At 42.6% G+C, this 17,232-nt stretch carries 12 protein-coding genes and 1 pseudogene; 3 read left to right on the top strand and 10 right to left on the bottom strand.

Annotation, left to right across the window (positions count from 1 at the left end):
- Positions 1-163: 163 nt before the first annotated feature.
- The 4 genes from CUU66_RS04410 to CUU66_RS04395 form a co-directional block, all read right to left on the bottom strand.
- Positions 164-1,927 carry a glycoside hydrolase family 2 protein gene (locus tag CUU66_RS04410; protein WP_101640465.1) on the bottom strand — a complete coding sequence of 588 codons (1,764 nt, stop codon included), beginning with the start codon at positions 1,925-1,927 and terminating at the stop codon, positions 164-166.
- Between the two features lie 222 nt (positions 1,928-2,149).
- Positions 2,150-2,980 (bottom strand): carbohydrate ABC transporter permease, encoded by an 831-nt coding sequence (locus tag CUU66_RS04405; RefSeq protein ID WP_101640464.1) that lies wholly within the window; start codon positions 2,978-2,980, stop codon positions 2,150-2,152.
- 5 nt (positions 2,981-2,985) lie between these two features.
- A complete protein-coding gene (locus CUU66_RS04400; RefSeq protein WP_101640463.1) occupies positions 2,986-3,873 on the bottom strand; it encodes a carbohydrate ABC transporter permease in 888 nt (295 codons plus the stop codon).
- Positions 3,874-4,130: 257 nt separating this feature from the next.
- On the bottom strand, positions 4,131-5,396 hold the full coding sequence (locus CUU66_RS04395) for an ABC transporter substrate-binding protein (RefSeq protein ID WP_101640462.1): 1,266 nt from the start codon (positions 5,394-5,396) through the stop codon (positions 4,131-4,133).
- Positions 5,397-5,698: 302 nt separating this feature from the next.
- Here CUU66_RS04395 and CUU66_RS04390 point away from each other — a divergent pair, with 302 nt between their 5' ends.
- Positions 5,699-6,730, top strand: a complete 1,032-nt coding sequence (locus tag CUU66_RS04390) for a family 43 glycosylhydrolase (RefSeq protein WP_257967891.1) — start codon at positions 5,699-5,701, stop codon at positions 6,728-6,730.
- A 223-nt stretch (positions 6,731-6,953) separates the two neighbouring features.
- Here the strand turns inward: CUU66_RS04390 and galE are convergent, their stop codons facing one another.
- The 6 genes and pseudogenes from galE to CUU66_RS04360 all read right to left on the bottom strand — a co-directional run.
- Positions 6,954-7,943, bottom strand: coding sequence for a UDP-glucose 4-epimerase GalE (gene galE / locus CUU66_RS04385; protein ID WP_101640461.1), 990 nt, complete (start codon positions 7,941-7,943; stop codon positions 6,954-6,956).
- 15 nt (positions 7,944-7,958) lie between these two features.
- A complete protein-coding gene (locus CUU66_RS04380) occupies positions 7,959-9,140 on the bottom strand; it encodes a galactokinase (protein WP_101640460.1) in 1,182 nt (393 codons plus the stop codon).
- A 44-nt stretch (positions 9,141-9,184) separates the two neighbouring features.
- The gene (gene galT / locus CUU66_RS04375) at positions 9,185-10,690 is read right to left on the bottom strand and encodes a UDP-glucose--hexose-1-phosphate uridylyltransferase (protein WP_101640459.1); all 1,506 of its coding nucleotides are present in this window, start codon (positions 10,688-10,690) and stop codon (positions 9,185-9,187) included.
- A 675-nt stretch (positions 10,691-11,365) separates the two neighbouring features.
- Positions 11,366-12,442 (bottom strand): glycosyltransferase family 4 protein, encoded by a 1,077-nt coding sequence (locus CUU66_RS04370; protein ID WP_257967890.1) that lies wholly within the window; start codon positions 12,440-12,442, stop codon positions 11,366-11,368.
- A gap of 389 nt (positions 12,443-12,831) precedes the next feature.
- A complete protein-coding gene (locus CUU66_RS04365) occupies positions 12,832-13,569 on the bottom strand; it encodes a WecB/TagA/CpsF family glycosyltransferase (RefSeq protein WP_101640458.1) in 738 nt (245 codons plus the stop codon).
- Between the two features lie 99 nt (positions 13,570-13,668).
- Positions 13,669-14,979, bottom strand: a pseudogene (locus CUU66_RS04360) (CDP-glycerol glycerophosphotransferase family protein); the annotation flags it as partial.
- A 460-nt stretch (positions 14,980-15,439) separates the two neighbouring features.
- Between CUU66_RS04360 and tagD the strand changes: the two are divergent.
- Both tagD and CUU66_RS04350 read left to right on the top strand, forming a co-directional pair.
- A complete protein-coding gene (gene tagD, locus CUU66_RS04355; protein ID WP_101640456.1) occupies positions 15,440-15,832 on the top strand; it encodes a glycerol-3-phosphate cytidylyltransferase in 393 nt (130 codons plus the stop codon).
- A complete protein-coding gene (locus CUU66_RS04350) occupies positions 15,832-16,998 on the top strand; it encodes a CDP-glycerol glycerophosphotransferase family protein (RefSeq protein WP_101640455.1) in 1,167 nt (388 codons plus the stop codon). Before tagD ends, CUU66_RS04350 begins: the two co-directional genes overlap by 1 nt.
- Positions 16,999-17,232: the final 234 nt, after the last annotated feature.

The raw sequence follows: 17,232 nt of genomic DNA, 5'->3' as shown, positions 1-17,232 counted from the left end.
TTAATCAAGTTCCAGCAATTCTTATAACAAATTTCACCCACTTCACCTCTGCCACACTCCCCTTTAGCTTTTTCCGCCATGCGCCCCAAACACACCAACTTACTCTCCCGCATGTACCACAAAAATCCCCGCACTCACCTAGAGCACGGGGATCACAAACATATTACTTCTTACTATTAATCTCTCTAATCTTACTAAGGTCACACTTAGGCTCACGATCATAGGTCAGCAGTCCGTTAATTTCCTGCTCTACGTCTGTTAACTGCGTGTAGCAGAAGCCTTGGACAACCGGACTGTTGAACAATGCATCAGTTACTTTACGGTATTCTTCTACCAGGTCTTCAGCGGACTGGACGGCTGAGTAGCCCCATCCTTCCTGCTCGTCCACTTTATAGGCAATGCCGCCGTATTCAGTGATCAGAATCGGTTCTCCGCCATATGAGAAGCCTTTGGCATAGATGACGCGATTAGCCGGTGTTGTAGTGATGGCACTTTCCACATCTTTGTATGCTTCGGCCATTTCTTCAGCACTGCGGTAGTTGTGGATGCCGCAGATGTCTGAGGTCGTATGCTCCCAGCCGTCGTTTGACAGCACTGGACGTGATTGGTCGATGGACTTTGTCTGCCAGTACATGGACGTTGCGTGGGCCTGCTGCTGCTTGTCATAGGCAACTCGTGAGATGCCCCAGCTTTCGTTAAGCGGAAGCCATACAATGATGGATGGATGGCTGTAGTCACGCTTTACGACATCAAACCATTCAGTTGCCAGGCGGCGCGCAGCTTCTTCGCTGTATTCAGATGCATTAGCCATCTCTCCCCATACAAGGAAGCCAAGTTTGTCTGCCCAGTAAAGGAAGCGCGGGTCTTCAACTTTCTGGTGCTTTCTTGCGCCATTGAAGCCCATTTCTTTAGCAAGTTCGATATCCTTCTTTAAGGCTTCATCGGTAGGAGCAGTTAACAACGCCCCTGGAAAATATCCTTGATCAAGGACAAGTTTCTGATAATAAGGCATGTTGTTCATCATGAAGATACCGTCTTCGATCGATACCTTTCTCATCCCGAAATAGGAATCCACCTGATCCAGGACCTGCTCCCCATTTTTCAAGGTTAGAGTTACATCGAACAGATTAGGATGCTCTGGAGACCAGTACCAGCCCGGCCCATGGATATTGCTTCGGTCCGTAAAACGATTGCGCACATTATAGCTGCGCTTATTATAAATCTCAAATACATTCGTAGAATCAGAGATGATTTTCTGACCGTTAAAGGAGATTTCAACTGACAAGGAAAGACCTTCAGCTACCCCACCGTCAACCTCAAACTCCAGGTCAATATCACCGCGGTCGATATCTGGAGTCCAGCGGATGCTGCTTAATGTAACCTCTTCTGAAGGCTCCATCCATACAGTCTGCCAAATTCCTGTTGTTCTTGTATAAAAGATGGATTCAGATTTTTCATGCCAGTATTGCTTTCCACGGGGAATAGTAACATCCTCAGATGGATCTTCAACACGTAATGTAACTTCATTTTCACTGCCATCTTTAGTTAAAAGATGTGTGATGTTTACGGAAAACGGCGTGTTTCCTCCTTCATGGTGGCAGGCAAGGTTACCATTGATGTATACCCATGAACGGTAGTCAACGGCACCGAAGTGCAGGATAATCTGTTTGCCATCCCATTTTTCAGGAACGCTAAGCTTGCGGCGGTACCAGACTACATCATGGAACGATGGGTCATTGATCCCGCTCATTTCTGTCTGGTAGGCAAATGGAACGGTGATCGTCTGACCTGCCGGGAACTGCTCAAACCATTTTTCCGTAAGTCCTTTATTTTCATCATCAAATGCAAAATCCCACTGTCCGTTTAAGTTTTTCCACTCATTGCGGACAAACTGTGGTCTAGGATAATCATTGCGGGGAATAGACATGTGTGTTCAATCCTTCCTGATACTAGTTCTTGTTCGATCTGTTAAACATTCTGTGGATTGCCGCTGCAGGCACTCGCTTTCCGCGGGACGGTCAGGGAGCCTCCTCGGCGTTAACGCCTGTGGGGTCTCCCTTGACACGCTATTCCCGCAGGAGTCTCGCACCTTCCGCTCCAATCAACATAGTGGACAAATCATCTTGCTTTTTTCAAAAGAAATCCAGGCTTATTTAATTCCCGATTGTGTAACACCTTTAATAAATGAACGCTGTCCAATCACGAACAGTAGAACCGCTGGGATGGTGGCAATCGATGTCAGCGCCATTAATTTAGCCGGCGATGATACGAAGCTTCCCTGCTGCATAACTGCGATACCGGTTGTGATCGTTCTCATTCCCGGTGAGTTCGTTGTGACTAATGGCCATAGGAAATCATTGTATATTCCCATGAATGTGAAGATTGCGAGTGTCCAGATGACCGGGCGCGCAGATGGCAGTACAACCTTCGTGAAGACCTGCCATTTGTTAGCTCCGTCAAGGAATGCGGCTTCTTCAAGCTCTTTTGGGAAACCTCTGAAATATTGATATAAAAGGAAGACACCAAAGGCATTGGCTGAGTACGGAAGAATCAGCACAGCATACGTATCCAAAAGTCCGAACGTGTTAAATTCCATATATAATGGTAGGAACGTGATCACCCAAGGGATCGTTAGAGATCCGATAAACATGGCGATGAAGAACTTTTTAAAAGGAACATCCAGTCTTGCAAGGCCATAGGCTGCGAGTGTATCTACTACCAAAACAATGAGAGTCCCGACGATTCCTACAAAAAGGGAGTTGCCCATCCACTGCAGTACTGGGGTATCTGCATTTCCCCCCAAGGCATATTGATAATTTTCTAGAGTGAAAACCTCAGGCAGCCATTTCAGTCCGGCTGTAAAGGCTTCCTGGTCAGTTTTGAAAGAAGTAGCCAGCATCCAGATAATCGGAACGATGAAAATCAACCCGATCAGAATGGCAACAATGATGACAACCGTTTTACTTGCTTTACTTTGCATGTCTGCTACTCCTTTCTATTTGAAATACGGAGCTGTGCAACTGAGATGATGATCATCAGTAAGGCCATCAATAATGACATAGCTGCTGCATTTCCTAATTGTCTTTGTTTAAACGCTTCATCCACGATATTCATTAATAAAACCTTCGTCTCGGTTCCCGGGCCGCCCCTTGTCATCAAGTACGGCTGACCATAAATATTAAAGGAAGCGATTGTTGAAGTAATCAAGACGAACAGCATGGTAGGCTTGATGCTTGGCAGGGTAATGTAGATTAATCTCTGCCATCTGTTTGCACCATCCAGTGAGCCTGCTTCATATAATTCTTCAGAAACATCATTTAAGGCATTGATGAAAATAACCATGTTGAACCCGATTGTCCACCATAGGGTCGCAATGACAATGGATACCCACGCCCAAGGCATGTCAGTCAGCCATGGAATGGCCGGCAGGTTCAAGCCTGTCAGATAATTGTTGATTAAACCGCTGTTTGTATCAAGCAGCCACAGCCAAATGATCGCAACGACTGATACGGACACAGAGTAAGGGATAAAGTACACAGTACGGAATAGTCCCTTTAGTCTTCCAGGGAGGCTGTTGATCAACAGGGCCAGCCCAAGTCCTACAACTACAAGTAACGGAACGCTGAATACGACGAACTTAAGGGTGTTTTTCAGTCCCTCAAAGAACAGGTTATGAACATATGATTTGGGATCAAATATCTTTGCGTAGTTTTTCAGTCCTACAAATTCATGTACAGGATTTAACAAATCCCAATTATGCAAGCTCATCCAAGCCCCATACACAATCGGGATCAGAAGGAAAACAGTGAACAGTATTAAATACGGAAGAACGAACAAACTTGATGTTAATTTCGATTTCCATGTTGTGTTCATGTCTTACATCCCCCTTTCAAATTTTTTAAAATGATTTATCTGTTATTCTTTTTAATCGTATAGCGGCTTTCCTCGGTCAAATAACCTTGGGCAATAAAAGTCTATTGCCAGGACTTTTACTGCCGAAGAACATTTGAATGCCTAAGCGACAAGTCCTTTTTCTCTTAACTATCCATCTTTATAAAAGAAGAGACGAGCAGGTGAGTACTTCTTTATCCACCTGTCCGTCTCCTTTCTTTGTCTGCCTGGTTACCTGATTATTTTTGAACCAGCTGCTCAGCCTTTTTGTTAGCATCGTCAAGTGCTTTTTGAGGATCTTTCTTGCCAAGTAATGCAAGGTTTACTTCAGCCCATAGCGGCTCCGACAATTGACCCCAGTTCGCTACACGCGGAGCAAATTTCGCATATTCGAATTGTTTGGCAACCTGTGGCTGCTGAACCATCTTTTTGAACTCATCGTTTTGTTCGTAAATTGCCTTAGACGCTGGTGCCTGGCCTGATTTAGCCCATTCCATTGTGTTGTCAGCTGCATATTTCAAGAAGTCAGAGATCCCTTCAAGCTTCTTGGAGTCTTTAACAGAAGCAGGGATTACGAAGTTATGACCGTTTGCATAAACTGCCTGCTGCTTCGTACCTAATTGAGGAACCGGAGCTACACCGTAGTTGATGCCTGCTTTATCCCACTGTTCCATCATCCAAGGACCGTTTAACTGCATAGCGTTCTTGCCTTGAAGGAATAGTGTAACCTCTCCATCCTGCTGTACGTTAGCCGGTGAAACTTTTTCCTTCGTAACAAGTTCACTTAGGAAAGTAAGTGCCTCAACGCCTTCTGGGCTGTTGTAGTTAGGCTTGCCATCCTTCATCAGCTCTCCGCCATTCTGGAAGAAAACTGTTGGATAGATGAACTGGTTTGGCCATAGTGTAGGTACTACGAAACCATATTGCTTTTTAGACTCATCTGTAAGTTTTTTAGCTGCCGCGACAAACTCTTCACGGTTTGTTGGAGCCTTCTCCGGATCTAGACCGGCTGCTTTGAACATATCTTTGTTGTAGTAAAGAACAAGCGGGTGAATATCGAGCGGTATGGAATACTGCTTGCCGCCGATTGATCCTGCCTGCCATGCAGTATCAGAGTAATCTTCAGCCTTCACGCCATTCTTTTCAATTGTGTCTGTCATATCTTTTAATAGATTCTTTTCAGCATAGTTTGTCAGCTGGTCAGTGTGCATGATCATAAGATCTGGTGCACTCTTCTGTCCAGAGAATGCAAGGTCAACCGTTTTATAATAATCAGTTTGCGGTACAATCTGTAAATCTACTTCGTATTTATCCTGAGACTTATTGTAGTTTGCTACAATGTTCTTCATACGCGGGCCATCTGCACCTGAGAATGGAGCCCAGTAAGTAATTTTATCCTTGCCGCCTTTAGAAGATGTTGCTTCCTTGTCGGAAGAACAGCCAGCTAAAGAACCAATCGCAAGTGCTGCTGTCATCGCAACGCCAAGCCACTTTTTCTTGTTCATCCCTTGTTTTCCCCCTTGGGTAAATGTTAGTGAATAGCCTAGAAATAAAGCTTTACTGATGAAGTAAATTTAGTTAGTTAAATTAATTTACTTTGTATATTTATCATAATCTCACAGCCTATTTTTGTCAACGCTTTCAATCCAAAAAATTTTAAGATTACTAAACTCGAATTACTTACTAGTTTTCTTATATCCCCTGCCTTTACCGCTGAGAATTATATTGATGCTTAGGAAAAAGTAAGATAGAATCTTAGGTGGTAAATTAAGTTATTTAATTAAGGAATCCAAAGGCTGGTGGAAGAGTGAGAAAAAGATTGGCAGCTGCAGTATGTATGAGCCTCCTTGCATTAGGAGGTTGTTCGGATTCTCCTGCTGAAAATAAAACAAAGAGTCCACAGTATCAGAACCCGGTATTCGAGCCCGTGATTGCCGATCCTTCCATTATTAAAGGAAAAGACGGTTATTTCTATGCATATGGAACAGAAGATAACTGGGGAGACGGCAAGGGCCCGCGGTATGTTCCTGTAATCCGCTCCAAGGATCTTGTCAAATGGAAGTATACTGGAGAGGCCTTCGAAGCAGTAGATAAGCCGGCCTGGAAGGAAGGCGGCATTTGGGCTCCTGATATTTCGTTTTATCAAGACAGATATTATTTATACTACTCGATGTCCACCTGGGGAGATTTAGATCCGGGTATCGGCGTAGCAGTGAGTGATAAGCCTGAAGGGCCATTTACCGATAAAGGACCGCTCTTCCGCAGCCAAAAAATTGGCGTAGAAAACTCTATCGATCCTGCTTTTTATAACGACAATGGAACTCCCTATCTTTTCTGGGGAAGCTTCCATGGCATCTATGGAGTCAAGCTTTCCAATGATGGCTTTAAGGTGGCCGGAAAACCGTTCCAGGTGGCAGGCAATGCTTTTGAAGCTCCATATGTGATAAAACGCGGAGACTACTATTATATGTTCCTTTCATCGGGCTCCTGCTGTGAAGGTGCGGACAGCACCTACCATGTGGCACTAGCCAGATCCAAAAGTATTACCGGTCCATACCTTGATAGGTCAGGGAATGATATTGTATCCACGGAAGGAACCGTCATCTTGACAGGCAGCAAGAAATTTGCCGGCCCCGGACATAATGCGATCATTACGGATGACAAAGACCAAGACTGGATCGTCTATCACGCCATAGATGTGAAAGAACCAAAAATGATCAGCGGCATCACCCGCCGGCCCCTAATGATTGACCCAATCACTTGGAAGGACGGCTGGCCGCAAATCAAGAATCAAGAACCTGGTGAAAAATTACAGAATGCACCGGTTATAAAGAAGTGATAGAAGGCTGCCCAGCTGGGACAGCCTTCTTCTTGTTTTTTAGTACTTATACTGATGCTTACCTAAGGAACAGATTAGCTAACAGCGCATGTACTGACTAATGATAGGAGTAATCCTGCTATGCCAGGCGGATTCTGAACCCTTATAAAGATCACATTCGTTAAATCGCTATAAAAAGCTAAAGCAGCTCCTATGAACCAAGGGCTGCTTTAGCTTTTTGTTCTTATTTATCCTGATAACCATTAGGATTGGCCTTATGCCATTTCCAAGCCGTCTTTATGATGGTCTTCAGATCATTGTATTTTGGCTTCCAGCCCAACACCTTTTGAGCCTTTTCAGAGGAAGCAATCAGGATAGCCGGATCACCCGCACGGCGTTCACTGACAACCTCTGGAATTTCATGGCCGGTCACTTCCCTGCTTGTTTCGATGACTTCTTTTACAGAGAAGCCTTTGCCATTGCCAAGGTTAAACACACCGCTTTCATTATGGCTGCGCAGTTGCTTCAGCGCCAGCCAATGCGCATTGGCAAGGTCCATTACGTGGATATAGTCGCGGATGCATGTTCCATCCTCTGTCGGGTAATCATCGCCAAAGATGCCGATATGCTCTCTTTGTCCAAGGGCTACCTGCAGAATGATCGGGATCAAATGGCTTTCTGGTGTGTGGTCTTCACCAATGATTCCGTCAGGATGTGCACCTGCCGCATTAAAATATCGAAGGGAAACGGATTTTAAGCCATAAGCCCCGTCACACCAGCGGAACATTTTTTCCATGGCCAGTTTGGTTTCACCATAAGGGCTGGTTGGATTGGTTGCGTCATCCTCGAAAATCGGCACTTGTTCCGGTTCCCCGTAGGTTGCAGCTGTAGAAGAAAATACAATCTTTTTCACATCATGCTTAAGCATAACGGAAACAAGAGTATGAGATGCAATTAGGTTATTCTCATAATATTTAAGCGGCTGCTGTACACTTTCCCCTACCAGCGAGCATGCGGCAAAGTGAATAGCCGCTTCAATGTCATGCTTTTCAAACACAGAGTCTAGGAAGCCTTCATCACGAAGATCTCCAGTATAGAAGGTCCCTCCTGAAACAGCTTTTTCGTGTCCAGTACGGATATTATCGACAACGACTACTTCCTCGCCTTGATTCAACAGCTCAACAACCGTATGACTTCCAATATATCCTGCACCGCCAGTGACTAAAATTGCCATTCTATTTTCCTCCCCTTATAAAATTTCTTTTGCACCGTCCCCTATTTCACACACGTAAAAGGTAGGTTCCAGGCCGGTTTTTTCCGTGTAGTTTTCAGCCACTTTGCTTTTAAATTCATCCACCACATCAGCTTTTACTAAGCTCACATTACAGCCTCCGAATCCAGCCCCGGTCATGCGGGTTCCCACACAGCCCTCCACATTAGAAGCTTCTTCAAATAGTGTATCGAGCTCGGTTCCGGTTACTTCATATAAATCCCGTAACGATATATGTGATTGTTTCATCATCTCGCCAAATGCGTTTAAATCATTATCCTTTAGACTTTTCGTTGCAGAGAGCACACGCTCGTTTTCCGTAATCACATGCTCAGCGCGGCGGCGGATTACATCATCTTCTATAAAACCTTTTACATTTCCCCACTGGTCTGCGCTGACATCTCCCAAATTTTGAGCATGGGGCAGCTGCTTCTGAATGATTGACAGCGCTTCCTCGCACTGCGCACGTCGTTCATTGTATTTAGAATCAGCAAGTCCGCGGCGTTTATTTGTGTTTGTAATCACAAGCTTATAGCCGTCAATCTTTACAGGCACATATTGAAATTCCAATGTGTCGCATTTCAGCATCATCGCATGGTTTTCTTTGCCCATCCCGACTGCAAATTGATCCATAATTCCACAGTTAACGCCGACAAAGCGGTTTTCAGCTCTCTGGCCTATTTTGACAAGCTCGATCATTGGAATTTCATATCCCGCAAGCTTACTTAACGCAAGCCCGGTTACAAGCTCGATGGATGCGGATGAAGAAAGGCCAGCTCCATTTGGTATATTGCCATAATAAAGGATATCGGCACCTGTATACTGTTCAAGGCCTTCCTGCCCGGCCAGCTCAAGCAGCTCCTTTAAAACACCTTTCGGATAGTTCGCCCAATCGTCCTCCTGTTGGTAAACCAGCTCTTCCGTCACCGTACAAGCTGCTGATGAAGGAAAATTGGCAGAAGCAAATCGGTACTCCTTATCTTTTCGGGGTGCCGCAGCCGCCCATGTCCCGAAAGTTAAAGCTGCTGGAAATACATACCCCCCATTATAATCCGTATGCTCGCCAATTAAGTTCACACGCCCGGGAGCAAAGAAGATCCTTACCCCTTCTTCATATCCAAATTGATTCCTGAATAATTCTCTCAGCTGAATCTGATCCATACCTTCAACCCACTTTCTTTATAATATTCAAAACTAGAAATCTATTACTCTGCGTTTTCCTTAAGCCTGTGCAAGAATTTTAAGAAAGCCCCTTTTCCTTCTTCCGTCCTTTTAAAAACACCAGCATGCTCCAAGACAGTCTGGAAAACGGCACCAACTTCCGCTTCAATAATATTCATCACATTTTCTGCTGTTATAGAGCCATACCTGGCTGATATGTTCTGCGTCCACTCCCAGTGCTTGAGTACTGATTCCTCCCAATTCTCTTTCGGAACCGGGTGTAGGAGATACTCAGCCACCTGTTTTAACTCCTCTGCAAGCCTTCCTGGCAGTACGGCCAGACCCATTACTTCGATTAAACCGATATTCTCTTTCTTAATATGATGTAGCTCGTCATGCGGGTGGAAGATACCATGAGGATGCTCTTCAGATGTACGGTTATTCCGTAAAACTACATCCATTTCATACAAATCACCGCGTCTTCTGGCAATCGGCGTTACCGTGTTATGCGGCGTCTCACCGCTGAATGCGTATACATCTGCTTCCGGGTCACTGTACGTCTGCCAGCTTTTCCAGATATATTCCGTTACAGCCTGTACCTCATCCTTATCGCCGCGGACCCTGATCACAGACATAGGCCAATTTACAATCCCAAGCGTGACAGAAGGATAGCGTCCCAGCGTAATCCATTCTTCTATCTCCGCTCTCTCAATGGCAAACTCATACCTTCCGCCCTGGAAGTGGTCGTGAGTCAGAATGGAACCGCCTACAATCGGAAGATCCGCATTTGAACCAATGAAATAATGCGGGAACTGCTCGGTAAACTCTAGAAGTCTAGTAAACGTATCTCCGGAAATCTTCATCGGCAGATGTTCTTCCCTGAACACAATCGAATGCTCATTATAGTAAACATAAGGTGAATACTGCAGGAACCAGCCTTCGTCATTTAGAGTTAACGGGATAATGCGGTGTGTCGCCCTGGCTGCGTTCCGAAGATTCCCCCGGTAGCCCTCATTCTCCCTGCATAAAGCACAGGCTGGATAATTCCCCTGGGGAGCGCTCTTTAAAAGTAATATCTCTTTAGGATCCTTTTCAGGCTTGGACAAATTAATCGTAATATCAATATCCCCGTACGGCGTCTCGCTTTTCCACTGTTTGTTCTTGGCGATCCGGTTTTTGCGGATATAATTGGACGTCAGCGATAAATGGTAATAAGCGTCCGTTGCAGTTTCTGGACTCTTTGTATAATTCTCTTTAAAAGTACGTACTACTTCAGATGGGCGCGGCATCAGGCAGTTCATAATCTCCGTATCAAGAATATCTCTCTCTGTCGTTGTATTGGATGTAAGGATCCCCTGCCCAGCTGCCCAGTCCAGGATTGTGTTTAGTATATTGTCTAAAGTAGAAGTGAAGCCTTCACACTCTTCCCAATCATCAAGCCCCAGTATATCCAGAATGCGGTTGCGTGAATAAACAACATCCTCACTTTCCAATAAACCCTGCTGAACTCCGTAATTTAGTAAACTTTGAATAGATTGATAGATCGTCACCTGAGTTCACCTCTTCTTTTGGAAAAATTATTTATGAATAACTTAATTAAATTAATTAATTATCTTTCTTTCATAATAGAACTTTCCAGATGATATTTCAACGATTTTCTAAAAGGATTGTGGAAAATTGGATAGAAGGGGCTATTTTAAATTAGGTTTGAACGGATGTTTCTTAAGGTTTGGGGGTCTCTTTATGTGTCGTAGTTGCTGCGTGATTGAGGGAATTCTACCGGTATAACTGCATTCTCTATCTCAGGTGTTAGTTTGCTTGGAAGGAGATTCACATGTTCGAAGATGGACCAAATTCATCATGAGCTGAGCTTCTGCCGTGAATTAGAGTTGCTCGCATATCCATATTTATGCTCGCAAACGGGCTTAACTTAATCGCTGGTAGGAAAGTAATTCACAACTTAAAAGTTCAGGCAATCTCATTCCCGTAAAATCCAAAATATGTATAGTCGTTTTTGATCGAGAAAAAATTATTATCGAGTAACAATCCTTCGTAAATCCAGCACATTCTTTGATAAATGCGAAAAAGGTTTCCCTATCATTCCTCCGCTATTTCACGCCTGCCACCACTCTATAGACATAGAATGTCCACAATCCTAAGAATTTCTCTCCAAACACAAATAAAAAGCCTCATCCAGAAACACAATTCTGAATGAGGCTTTTATTTTATGGCCGATCTTTAACATTATTGGCGCTTTTTAAATTCAGGAACTTTAATAATGGCCGATAATCGTGTCCCACAAGGCCGATTGATTCTACAAAGAGTTCAATGGCAATGATGATGACCGCTATGAACAGCATCGCGCCCCATACGGTTGACATGGTGAATATGAAGGCTGCAAGTCCAAATGATGCTGCAATCGCGTAGATTAGAAGCACAGTTTGTTTGTGCGTGAAACCTATGCGCAGCAGGCAGTGATGCAGATGGGATTTGTCCGGAGCCGCAATTGGCTGCTTGTTGACGATTCTTCTGATGATTGCGAAGAATGTATCAGAAATCGGTACACCCAGGATGATGATCGGTACTACTAATGAGATAAATGTTACGTTCTTGAACCCGAGCAATGAGAGGACAGAGATGATATAGCCCAGGAACAATGCTCCTGTATCACCCATGAAGACTTTTGCCGGGAAGAAATTAAATTTGAGGAAGCCTAATGTGCTTCCAGTTACAATCAAGGCAATGATGGCAACGAATGTATCGTTCATGATCAAGGCCATGCCAGAGATGGAAAGCAGTGCGAATGAAGAAACACCTGCGGCAAGCCCGTCTAACCCGTCAATTAAGTTGATTGTATTTGTAATACCCACAATCCATATGATGGTGATTGGTACGCTCATTACCCCAAAATCCAGCTTCCCTCCGAATGGAAGGTTGATGAATTCCACCTGGATTCCGCCCCAGTAGACGACAATCAGTGCGGCGGCAATCTGTCCGACGAGCTTTGTTCTTGCTTTCATTTCATGGATATCATCCATGAGGCCGAATAAAACAATGACAAATGCCCCAGCCAAAATTGCGATTTTGTTATACTCCACGAAAGGTACGTACGGAGTCATGATCAGATAAACGGCTACAAAGCTGATGAAGATGGCAAGCCCTCCAGCGGAAGGCATCACTTTTGCGTGTACCTTGCGGCTATTAGGCTTGTCTGCAGCCCCTACCATCAATGAAAAACGGATGACTAGCGGTGTAACAAGCAGTGATAGAATTAAGGCTATACAGAAGGCTAACAGCAACAAGATACCCACCTCTTTTCGTTAAATGTATTTAGACAATTACCCACTGTTGCACAATCTATAACATATTACCATGAACTGGTCTTTTATTCCATTTACTTTCAATAGATCCTAATTAAACATTATAAACGCTTTTCGCATTTTTCTCCATGAAAATTTCGTACAAGGTTGATATTTGAAGATATACTACTAAACCTGTCATATTCTAGACATTTTTGTAACGGAGGAACGTTCTTTTAACCCATGCAGACTGGTCTATAGACAGAAAATCCCCCATTCTTACCTTAACCTAATTGAAGAAATTTATGTCGAGACACTACTTCCTCTATATCGGCTGTTTTTTGATTTATTTAAGCGGTTCTTTGCAATAGACGAGAGTTTTGCAAAAAAGGTTACGAATCTGAGGCCCTGTTTTTAGCCACTCTTAAAAGGAATCTAGGTATGACCAGCATTCTCTTCCACCTCGAGGGCTGGCGGATCAGCCTGTACAGCCATTCGACATGGTACTTTTTCCAAAGATCGGGAGCTCCCTTCACTTCACCAGCAAGGACGTCAAAGCAGCCGCCGACTCCCATAAATATTCCTTTATCAAATGTATCAGCATGCAGGGATATCCATTTTTCCTGTCTCGGTGCACCGGTAGCTACAAAAATGAGGTCCGGCTGAAGCTTCGCAACACTCTCGGCGAAAGCTTGATCATTTATATCGAAGAAACCATGGTGATAGCCAACCAGATTCAAATTCGGGTACTGCTCCTTTACTTGGTTTGCCGCACGCGCAACCACATGCTCCTGTGCCCCAAGCATGTATACGTTTAACCCTTGCTTGTCCGCAAGTGTCATAAGGTCCTGCATCACTTCAAAACCGGTAATCCGCTCCGCCAGCGGTGTTTTTTGCATTTTGGAAGCCACAATAATACCGATCCCATCCGGAACGATATAATCGGCTGACTCCACCGTTTTTCTATATTCTTCGTTTCCGATCGCCAATTCCACGATCTCAGGATTAGCCGTCACTATAAAAGCTTTTTCTTGTTTCATGATTTTAGGTTTTAATTCATGCTGAACAAACCCTTCTCTTGTACCGTTTATAAAAGGAAAACCAAGGATATTTACAGTTCTTTCATTCATAATCTCATTCCTTCATTACATACTAAAGATAAACCCAATTTCTTAATTATTCCTTAAAGTTTTTTAAAAATAGCCGGCCCTGACAGGACCAGCTACTTATTAAAAGTTGTTCATCACTTGTTTTGATGGTTCTGCCTGAAAGACTCTTTCAACAACTCTTTGAGCAGCCCTTCCATCCTCTAATCCGCAAAACTTATTATTGAATTCCTCCATCGATTCTCCAGGATTAAAGCCGTTTGATTCGAACATTTTTATCTCTGCGATTATTTCCTCCGTGGTTTTGACAAGAGGACCTGGAGCCTGAGATTCAAAGTCGAAGTAGAAGCCCCTAAGTTTATCCCTGTAGGTCTCGATATCGTAGACATAAAAAATCATCGGTCTCTTTAAATTCGCAAAGTCAAAAAAGACGGAGGAATAATCCGTTATTAATAAATCAGATATTAAATACAGTTCGTTAATATCGCCATGCCTTGATAAGTTGTAAGCAAAGCCCTTAAACGCAGATAAATCCAGATCATCAGCGATCAAATAATGAAGCCTTAACAGAATCACATAATCATCCCCAAGCTCCTGCTTCATGTTATTTAAATCCAGCTGAAGTTCAAATTTATATTTACCTACAGAATAAAATTGGTCATCTCTCCAAGTAGGGGCATATAAGACTACCTTTTTGTCCAATGAAATGCCTAATCTTTTCTTAGTATCAGTAATATTTTCAGCGTTTAGTCCCGTATAAAGGATGTCGTTCCTAGGGTAGCCGGATTCGATAATTTTTGATTTATCTACTGCAAAGGCTCTTGAAAAAATCTCTGTAGAATACGGGTTTGGTGAAATTAAATAGTCCCATTTACTGGATTCGGCCAGGAAATTTCTTTTATAATTTTCGGTTTTTGTTCCCGGCATATGAACTTCCTTCATATCAGCGGCTAATTTTTTCAGCGGTGTACCATGCCATGTCTGTAGATATGTGGTGTGTTTAGGCTTAGGGATCCAGAGGGGCATCCTGCTGTTAGAGACCCAGTACTGTGCCCTCGGTACATTAAGAAGCCAGCTTAAAGAGAAACGCTTAAGATATGGAATTCCCTCTTTATCGAAGACACTGGTGTACCTTTTATCGACACTCCAGTACATATCATATTCTGGATGGTGTTTCTCTATATATTCAAATATCGCCCGTGGATTGCAGCTATATTGTTTCCCAAGAAAGCTCTCAAAAATGACAAGATTTTTTTTTGCAGGCAGTTTACCAACCAGCCGGAATGAGAATTTAAAAGCTCTTTGGATAAGCGTCCCCATTCTCCGCTTAAAGGAACTCAAAAATTTAACCGGCAAGATTTTCTTTTTATTTGGATGATTTACAGTCAGTTCCATGTTTTTCACAATCCTTAACTTGAATTCATTTTGTTTTATCATATTACCATACAATACAGCTGATACAGTTTGTCCAAGCTATATGAACATAAGTCTAATCATCAATTTGATTTAGTGCATATACATAGCTGGTAATCATTCTACCAAATTCACGTCTGAATATTGTTAAAAACTTCTTGGAATTTTGTAGAAATGTGCGGACAAAATATGAAAAATCCACAGCTTCACTACATGAAATCATTGATTGAATTTCCATCATTTTATTGGATTTACCCAGCGATTTATCTTCGATTTACTTGTATGTAAACTAAAAAACAAGTAAAATACCATTTATGTATAGATTTTCGAGTAACTTGTTTAATTGAACAATTACCGGATATAGTTAGAGTATGAAGATAAATTATATACTATATGGATTTTGTCGCAAATTGTCACCTGAAATTAAATCAGATCGTCTAATATTATAGAAGTTAACATGAGTAAGACAGGAGGAATTCACATGAAAAAAGTAATTACTTACGGAACATTCGACTTACTTCACTGGGGCCATATTAATCTTTTACAGCGTGCAAGAGAATTAGGAGATTACTTGATTGTCGCAATCTCCACAGACGAGTTTAACGACATAAAAAATAAGAAAGCTTATCATAGCTTTGAAAACCGAAAAAAAATTCTTGAATCCATCCGTTATGTAGATAAAGTAATCCCAGAAGAAAATTGGGCACAAAAGAAGGATGATATTATCCGCGAGGGTGTAGATGTATTTGTCATGGGAGATGACTGGGAAGGTCATTTTGATGAATTAAAGGAGTACTGTGAGGTTGTATATCTTCCAAGAACAATCGGTATCTCTACTACCAAAATTAAAAAAGACCTCTTAAAAGTTAAGTGATGTTACGGGAAGCTGCTATAGGTATTTACCTCACTATATTCAGAGTGGTATTTTTACTATTTAGCATGTTCCCTATAAGAAACAAAGTAACATTTGTTTCTTCTTTTGATGACAATTGCCTCTTCATCTTGGAAGAGATTAAACAACAGAACATCCCTTATAAAACGGTGTTCTTAAAAACAAACAAATCAAAAGCAAACATTAAAGACGATGGGGATACCATCGTCTTTAATTACGGAACGCTAAATATCACTCATTGGCTGGCATCCATCTATCACCTTGCTACATCTAAGGTTATTATTATTGATAACTATTTCGCTTTCCTTTCTGCAGCTTCTTTTAAGCCTGATGTAAAATGTGTGCAAGTGTGGCATGCAGCGGGTGCCATTAAACAATTTGGACTCAAAGATCCATCTAATATAAACAGAAGTAACCGTGCAAACAAACGTTTTCTGCAGGTATATAAACAATTTCACTATGCCACTGTCGGTTCGGAGATAATGGCTCAAATTTATAAAGAAAGTTTTGGACTCGAGGAACGAAACATATTAAAAACCGGTGTACCGAGAACGGATTTCTTTTTTGATGAAGCAGCTAAATCAAAGGTTCTGGGAACACTTGAACATGAATTTCCTGATTTACCTGGAAAGAAGACCATTTTATATGCTCCAACATATAGAGAGGATCAGTTGTATACAGACACATTATCGCTGGATATTAGTTTGCTCCACGAAGAGCTGTCTAGTAAAGGTTACGTCCTGTTACTAAAACTGCATCCTGCAGTCACTGTTTCTCAATCCTTTGAAAGAGAGTATCCCGGCTTTCTTTATAATTTATCCCGCTATCATGACATCAACGAATTACTTTTGATAACTGATTTACTAATAACGGACTATTCGTCCATTCCTTTTGAATACTCTTTACTTGAAAAGCCCATGATCTTCTATCCTTATGATTTAGAAGAATATAAAAAAGAAAGAGGTTTCTGGGAAGATTACGAAAAATCCATGCCCGGACCTGTCGTTTATTCCACTGAATCTATCTTAGAAGAAGTGTTGAGGAATACGTTTGATCAAGAAGCGGTAGGACGTTTTAAACGAAAATGGAACGAGTATTCTGATGGTGCTTCTAGTAAAAAGTTAGTTGAGTTCTTATTTAAAAAGTGATCTTATTAAATGTGTCTGTTGATTTCCGCTACAGGCACTCGCTTTCCGCGGGGCGGTCCGGGAGCCTCCTCGGCGTTTTCCCCTGTGGGGTTTCCCTCAACCGCTACTTCCCGCAGGAGTCTCGCATATCCGTTACAATCAACATAGTGCGTAAAATCAACAATCAATTGCCAGCCAGCGACACCTCCAGCGACCAATCAATACAGAAAATTAGCCAAAAAGTAAGCCATTCAG

The organism is Peribacillus deserti (assembly GCF_002863585.1).
In the GTDB taxonomy this organism is placed as follows: domain Bacteria; phylum Bacillota; class Bacilli; order Bacillales; family DSM-1321; genus Paraperibacillus; species Paraperibacillus deserti_A.
The sequence above is the reverse complement of the archived record's forward strand: the minus strand, read 5'-3'. Positions and strand labels throughout refer to the sequence as shown.